This is a genomic window from Corallococcus sp. CA047B, from assembly GCF_003612065.1.
Taxonomy (GTDB): Bacteria; Myxococcota; Myxococcia; order Myxococcales; family Myxococcaceae; genus Corallococcus; species Corallococcus praedator.
In genome coordinates, this window is sequence record NZ_RAWD01000446.1 from 1 (window position 1) to 6,171 (window position 6,171).

Genomic DNA, 6,171 nt, shown 5'->3' on the forward strand with positions numbered 1-6,171 from the left:
CCACCACCCCCACCACGACGCCGCCCAGCGCGGGCCACCACATCCAGTGCAGGGGGAGCTTCTCGAACGCATCCTCCAGCCAGTACACCGCGCGCGTGCACACCACGGACGCCATGCCCATGGCGACACCCATCACCCCATAGAAGGCGAGCGCGCTTCCGGAAGGCGTCACGAGGTCCGGGATGACGAAGGCCGGCGCGCCGCCCATGAAGGCGATCCGCACGCCGGTGGCGGTGGCGGTGGCCAGCGCCACGGGGATGACGGAGCGGGGCTTGAACTCGAAGAGCAGCAGCTCCACGGCGAGCAGGACCGCGGACACCGGCGCGCCGAAGGTGGCGGCCATGCCCGCGGCGGCGCCGGCGGCGAGCAGCGCCTTGCGCTCGTCGGCCGTCACATGGAGGCCCTGGCCCAGCAGCGACCCCAGCGCCCCACCGGTGGCGATGATGGGGCCCTCCGCGCCGAACGGGCCGCCCGTGCCAATGGCGATGGCCGCCGACAGTGGCTTGAGCAGGGTCATCCGGGGCGGGATGCGGCTCTGGTTGTACAGCACCTGCTCCATGGCCTCGGGGATGCCGTGGCCCCGGATGGCCCGTGAGCCATGGCGCGCCATCAGGCCCACGACGATCGCGCCCAGCACGGGAACGACGATGACCCAGAGGCCCAGCCTGTTGTCCCCGGGCGACGCCGGCTGCACCGACAGCCGGCCGAAGAAGGCGAGGTTCGTGAAGAAGTGGATCAGCGCGCCCAGCCCCTGGGCCACGAGGGCCGCCACGACCGCGAGCACCACCGCCATGGCGCTGATGAACACCGCGCGCCGGTCCACCGACTCATGAAGGCGGGGCGCTCGCAGGTTCGCGAGCGCGGGGCCCATGGACGGGGCCACCGGGAGCTGTTCTCGCGCCTGGGGTCCTTCTCCTACCGCTTCCTCGATGCGTTCTACGTCAGGCTTCTTCATCCGTGTGCTCCCGTGACTTGCGTTTCCTGGAAGGGCGCGCGGCTTCGTCCTCGAAGAAGAGCGAGGGCACGTCGCCCTCCAGCCCCAGCTCCCGCACCCAGGCCTCCAGGCCTTGAACCAGGCCGGTGCGCACGCGTGGCTCCAACTCGCGCAAGCCGGAGATGAGGCGCGCCTGGGCCATGGGAGGCGCCTTCTTCACCAGGGCCCGGCCCGCGGGCTCCAGCGACACCTCCACCCGGCGGCCGTCCTCGGGGGACCGGTTGCGACTCACCAGTCCCTGCTCGATGAGCTTCGCCACGACGACGGACACGCTGCTCTGATGCGTCAGCGTGCGCTCCGCCAGGGCGTTGATGGAGCAGGGCCCGGCCTCCGCCAGCTCCTGGAGGATGAAGAGCTGGGCACCGCTGATGCCCACCAGCCGTTCGGAGGCGCGCGCGGAGACCCTCAACACGCGCACCAGCCGGCGCACGCTCTCCATGGCCGAGCGCACCTCGCCGGAGACCTCGGACGATGGCGCGGAGCGATTTGAATGGGAGCCCATATATCATCCCAAGCTACGGGCCTTGGTGCGCGGGCACAAGCGAAAGCGCGGGCAGGCCGGGCAGCCGGGGGACGGGGCTCCTGTCGGGACGCAGGCTCGGACCCTCGGTGGGGATGCGGAACCCTGGCGGTGTGGGGGGCCCGGCGTTACGGTCGCGCCCAGGGAGGGGCAGCGACATGCGAATCGTGGTCATCGGGGCATCGCAGGGAACAGGTGCGGCCGCGGTCCGGACCGCGTTGGAGCGAGGGCACGCCGTGACGGCCTTCGCGCGCAGCCCGGAGAAGCTGGTGCTGGAGCATCCGAAGCTGACGCGGATGAAGGGGGACTTCCACCAGCGCGCCTCCGTGGAGGAGGCCGTGCGCGGGCAGGACGCGGTCATCCTCACCGCGTCCGCGACGCAGCTGAAGGCGTTCAGGGAGAACCCGAACTACTTCACCCAGGGCACCGGCCTCGTCATCGACGCGATGAAGGCGCACGGCGTGCGCAAGCTGTCCGTGCTGAGCGCGATGGGGGCGGGGGAGAGCCAGGCGCTCATGAACGTCGTGGTGCGCACCCTGGTGAGGTCGCTCATCCTGAAGCTGCCCTTCGAGGACCACGATCGGCAGGAGCAGCTCGTGCGCGGCAGCGGGCTCGACTGGGTCATCGCGAGGCCGGGCCGGCTCACCGACGGGCCCGCGCGCGGGCGGTACGTGACGAAGACCGCGCTGGAGAAGGTGCCCTTCGCCATCTCCCGGGCGGACGTGGCGGACTTCCTCGTGAAGGCCGTGGAGGTCGACACCTGGGTGAAGCACGCGGTCCAGCTGGGCGGCTGAAAAGGCCTGGCCCGCCGCGAGGCCCGGAGACGTGACTCCCGGACCTCGCGAACGGACACCGCGACTCAGCTCCCCGCGGTGACGGCCTGCTCGGCGGTCGGGTTCTCCTCGCTGCAGACCTGCTCGGCGTCGCGGGCCTCATCCGGCGTCACCGAGGCCGAGGGCTCGGAGGGCGTCACGGCGCCCACGCACAGTCCCGGGTCCCATGCCCCACACGTGCTCCAGCGGTTGCGCATGCCACACGGCGTGTCGCAATCCGCCGACCAGCAGATGTCATCACACTGGGGCGGCAGGGCAAAGGCAGTCATGGGCGCGAGGGAAAGGACAGCCGAGAACGTCAGCAGCGACTTCATCAGCGTGCGCATGCGTGCTCCTCTTGAGGGGAACTGCGCGGCCAGTGTGGACCCTTTTGACGTCAGGGAAAAGGTTGGGCAGTCATTGCCGAACTTTCCGGCGTGACGGTGCAACGCCTTGCGTCGGAGCGACCATGGGGTCGGGCAGTGAGGGCTGCGTGAGCAGCCAATCAATGAAGGTCCGCACGGCGGCGCGAGGCCGTCGGTGCGCCGGGGTCACCACGAAGTAGCTGTAGCGCGTGGGCACGGTGGGCCCGGGCAGTCGGACCAGCCGTCCGTCCGCGAAGTACGGCGCGACAATCCTCTCGCGGGCGAGCGCCGCGCCCAGGCCCTGCACCGCGGCCATCAGCGCGCCGGTGGAGTCGCTGAAGCTGTAGCGCTCGTCGAACCGGGTGGTCCGCACGCCTGCGGCCCGGAACCAGTCCGCCCAGCCCTGCCGCGACAGGTCGGCCACCAGGGGCAGCTTCGCGACGTCCTCCGCGTCCCGCGCTTGCTCGATGCCGCCCAGCTTCGCGGAGGCCACGGGAAACAGCGAGTCGCCCATCAGGGGCTGCGCGCTCAGGCCCGTCCAGGGCCCCTGGCCATAGCGGATGCCCACGTCGGGGCCGCCCTCGTCGAAGCGCGTCAGTGACAGCGTCGTGTCGACGTGGAGGCGGACGCGCGGGTGAGCGGCGGCGAACCGGGGCAGGCGCGGCAGCAGCCACGCGTAGGCCAGCGACTGCAGGGTGGTGACGCGCACCACGTCGTCCTCGTCCCGCGCGCGGTGCAGGGTGCCCAGGACGCTGTCCATGTCCGCCATCGCGTTGCTGGCGGCATCCGCGAGCTGTCGTCCTTCGGCGGTCAGCGCCACGCCGCGCGCGTGCCGTTGGAACAGCACGATGCCCAGCCGCCCCTCCAGCTTGCGGACGTGGTGGCTGACCGCGCTGGCGGTCAGGTGCAGCTCCTCCGCCGCATGGGCGAAGTTCTGGTGGCGGGCGGCGGACTCGAAGGCCGCCAGGGCGGGAAGCAGATCCGTGCGCAGCAGGGTCATGAGGAGCCTCAAATCTGGCTTGTGGCTGACCCGGAAAGTATGCGCTTGTTGAATAAAGGGGCGGGCGTGAAAAGAGGTCCAGTCAGAAACCTGGTTCATTCCTCCGCTCAGGAGACCCGCCATGAGTGCTTCCGGTCTCACCCATCCCCACCCCGTATCACCCACCCTCAACCGGGCGTGGCTCACGCCGCTGGAGCTGGGAGGGCTGGCCGCCATCTGGGGCGCGTCCTTCATGTTCATGCGCATCGCGGCCCCGGCCTTTGGCCCGCTGCCGCTGGTGGAGCTGCGGCTCGCGCTGGGCGCCCTGGTGTTGATGCCGTTCCTGTGGCGCGCGCGGGCGTCCTTCGGGCCCGGCCTGTGGCCGAAGCTGGCGCTGGTGGGCGTGCTCAACTCGGCCATTCCCTTCGCGCTGTTCGCCTGGGCCGCGCGGCGTGCGCCCGCCGGCATCGGGGCCATCACCAACAGCATGGCGGTGCTGTTCACCGCGCTGGTGGCGTTCCTCTTCTACGGGGAGCGCATCGGCGTGAAGCGGGCGGTGGCGCTCTTCACCGGGTTCGTCGGGGTGGTGGTGCTGGCCAGCGGCAAGGCGGCGGGGGAGAGCATCGCCTGGGCGGCGGCGGCGGGGACCCTGGCCGCGTTCCTGTATGGCATTGGCGCGAACATGGTGCGGCGCCACCTCACCGGCCTGCCCGCCGCGGCCGTGGCCGCCGCCACGCTGTCCTGCTCCGCGCTGCTGATGCTGCCCTTCGCCATCGCCACGTGGCCGGCCGAGTCCATCGGGGCGCGGCCGTGGATGGCGGCGGCGTCCCTGGGCATGGTCTGCACCGGCTTCGCGTATGCCGTGTACTACCGCCTCATCCAGCGCATCGGCGCGGCGCGCGCCGTGTCCGTCACGTACCTGGTGCCGTTGTTCGCGGTGGCCTGGGCCTGGATGCTGCTGGACGAACCGCTGACGCCCTCCATGTTCATCGCGGGCACGCTCATCCTGGGCAGCGTGGCGCTGGGGCAGCCGCCCCCGGTCCGCAAGGCACCGTGAGGCGTCAGGTCCGCTCGAACTTCCAGATGCGGTAGCCGTCGCGCACCGGGCGCAGGACGTGGCGGATGACGAAGGCGGGCACCCGTTGGCCCGCCAGCTCCGCCGAGCGCAGGGGGACGGAGGTGGAGGACGCGGGCGTGTAGCCGGCCTCCAGGAAGACGGCCTCCGGGGCATCCGTCATGTCCTGGAAGAACGCGCCCATTTCGGACAGCACCGCGTACAGGTCGCGGCTGTAGGCATTCAAGAAGGACGCCTTCATCAGGTCGCAATACACGGCGTGCTGGGGGAACACGTCCCGGAGCACGGCGAGCATGTCCCGGCGCTGGGCGTGTGTCAGGTACATGAGCACGCCTTCGATGATGACGTGCGTGCGCCGCGAATCCCGGTACGGCGCCAGCCGGGCGGCGAGCGACTCCGTGGCGAAGTCGATGGCGATGCGCTCCAGGGGGTTCTTCGCCTCCGTCACCGGAAGGCTCGCGTCCTTCTGGGTGATGATGCTGGCGTCGTCGATCTCCAGCCACCGTCCGCCCCGCAGGCGGTAGGCCCGCGTGTCGAAGCCCGCGCCGAGCACCACCACCCGCGCCTGGGGATCGCGGTCGAGCTCCTCCTGCACCAGCGTGTCGATGATCTGATGCCGGGCGGCATTGCTGGCATTGGGCTGGGTGAAGGACTGGAAGCGCTCCCAGACCTGCCGGGCCTCGTCGTTCATGAACCGCGACGCGAAGGTGTCGCCGCACAGGGGACGGGGCTTGCGCGCATCCGCCACCCGGCAGCCCAGGGTGTAATACGCGGTCTTCGATACAGCGTTGGCCATGCACGCCCTCCTTGGAAGCCCGCCCGCAGCTTGCATGAGATGCGTCCTCTTCCGAAAGGAAGGTCCGCAATGAGGGTCGTGACGACGCTGTGCCTGGCCGTGTTGGGGACTGGGGCTTCAGTCCCCGACGAGCACGGAGAGGGGGGCGGAGAACTGGCGCACGACGCAGTCCTCCGCGCTCCCGTCCTCCCACGCGAGCATCGCGAACTCGGCGGGGGTGTCGAGCGCGATGATGGGGTGGTGCCACACGCCCCGGTGGTAGTTGACGCCCTGGCCGGGGCCGCAGACGAACGCGACCAGCCCGTCCAGGTCGGGTCCTCCTGACGGCGCGGTCGGCGCGACGCACACCAGGAACCGTGAGCAGCGCATGGGCAGGAACGCCTGGCTGGAGCGGGGGTGGTGCTCCAGCAGCTTCACCGAAAAGGGCAGGGGCTGCGGCACCGAGCGGAACACCGCGAGGTTGGGCTTCGCGCCCGCGCGGTCGCTCTCCAGCTTCGCCGACCAGTCGAAGCGCACCGCGGTGCCCTGGTTCGCGGAGGCGCCGCTCTTGAGCCCGGCGGAGACGACGTCACCGAAGGGTGCGAAGGCCTCCGGCGTCAGGGGGCGCGCGACGATGGAGCGGGGCGGGGC

Annotated in this window: 8 protein-coding genes; 2 read left to right on the forward strand and 6 right to left on the reverse strand. The window is 70.9% G+C overall.

Going from position 1 to position 6,171, the window contains the following annotated elements:
- A partial coding sequence (locus tag D7X74_RS38420; protein ID WP_147446833.1) for a chloride channel protein occupies nucleotides 1–955 on the reverse strand: 955 nt, incomplete at its 3' end.
- Nucleotides 942–1,496, reverse strand: a complete 555-nt coding sequence (locus tag D7X74_RS38425) for a MarR family winged helix-turn-helix transcriptional regulator (protein WP_120537928.1) — start codon at nucleotides 1,494–1,496, stop codon at nucleotides 942–944. The genes D7X74_RS38425 and D7X74_RS38420, both read right to left, overlap by 14 nt.
- Nucleotides 1,497–1,672: 176 nt before the next feature.
- On the opposite strand from D7X74_RS38425, the gene D7X74_RS38430 reads away from it, so the two are divergent.
- The gene (locus D7X74_RS38430) at nucleotides 1,673–2,308 is read left to right on the forward strand and encodes an NAD(P)-dependent oxidoreductase (protein ID WP_158622355.1); all 636 of its coding nucleotides are present in this window, start codon (nucleotides 1,673–1,675) and stop codon (nucleotides 2,306–2,308) included.
- A gap of 65 nt (nucleotides 2,309–2,373) precedes the next feature.
- On the opposite strand, the gene D7X74_RS38435 is transcribed toward D7X74_RS38430, so the two are convergent.
- Complete coding sequence (locus tag D7X74_RS38435; protein ID WP_120537929.1) at nucleotides 2,374–2,673, reverse strand: hypothetical protein; 300 nt, start codon at nucleotides 2,671–2,673, stop codon at nucleotides 2,374–2,376.
- Nucleotides 2,674–2,743: 70 nt separating this feature from the next.
- A complete protein-coding gene (locus D7X74_RS38440; protein ID WP_120537930.1) occupies nucleotides 2,744–3,691 on the reverse strand; it encodes a LysR substrate-binding domain-containing protein in 948 nt (315 codons plus the stop codon).
- A gap of 121 nt (nucleotides 3,692–3,812) precedes the next feature.
- Here D7X74_RS38440 and D7X74_RS38445 point away from each other — a divergent pair, with 121 nt between their 5' ends.
- Nucleotides 3,813–4,727 carry a DMT family transporter gene (locus tag D7X74_RS38445; RefSeq protein WP_120537931.1) on the forward strand — a complete coding sequence of 305 codons (915 nt, stop codon included), beginning with the start codon at nucleotides 3,813–3,815 and terminating at the stop codon, nucleotides 4,725–4,727.
- Nucleotides 4,728–4,731: 4 nt separating this feature from the next.
- Here D7X74_RS38445 and D7X74_RS38450 read toward each other — a convergent pair whose 3' ends face one another.
- Nucleotides 4,732–5,541 carry a class I SAM-dependent methyltransferase gene (locus tag D7X74_RS38450; protein ID WP_158620326.1) on the reverse strand — a complete coding sequence of 270 codons (810 nt, stop codon included), beginning with the start codon at nucleotides 5,539–5,541 and terminating at the stop codon, nucleotides 4,732–4,734.
- 117 nt (nucleotides 5,542–5,658) lie between these two features.
- Nucleotides 5,659–6,171 (reverse strand): ureidoglycolate lyase (locus D7X74_RS38455; protein WP_120537933.1); only part of this gene is annotated, 513 nt, incomplete at its 5' end.

Bases quoted from the DNA above. Each gene is read 5' to 3' on its own strand.
- D7X74_RS38425 (WP_120537928.1), bottom strand. From the start codon at position 1,496: ATGGGCTCCCATTCAAATCGCTCCGCGCCATCGTCCGAGGTCTCCGGC.
- D7X74_RS38430 (WP_158622355.1), top strand. From the start codon at position 1,673: ATGCGAATCGTGGTCATCGGGGCATCGCAGGGAACAGGTGCGGCCGCG.
- D7X74_RS38435 (WP_120537929.1), bottom strand. From the start codon at position 2,673: ATGCGCACGCTGATGAAGTCGCTGCTGACGTTCTCGGCTGTCCTTTCC.
- D7X74_RS38440 (WP_120537930.1), bottom strand. From the start codon at position 3,691: ATGACCCTGCTGCGCACGGATCTGCTTCCCGCCCTGGCGGCCTTCGAG.
- D7X74_RS38445 (WP_120537931.1), top strand. From the start codon at position 3,813: ATGAGTGCTTCCGGTCTCACCCATCCCCACCCCGTATCACCCACCCTC.
- D7X74_RS38450 (WP_158620326.1), bottom strand. From the start codon at position 5,541: ATGGCCAACGCTGTATCGAAGACCGCGTATTACACCCTGGGCTGCCGG.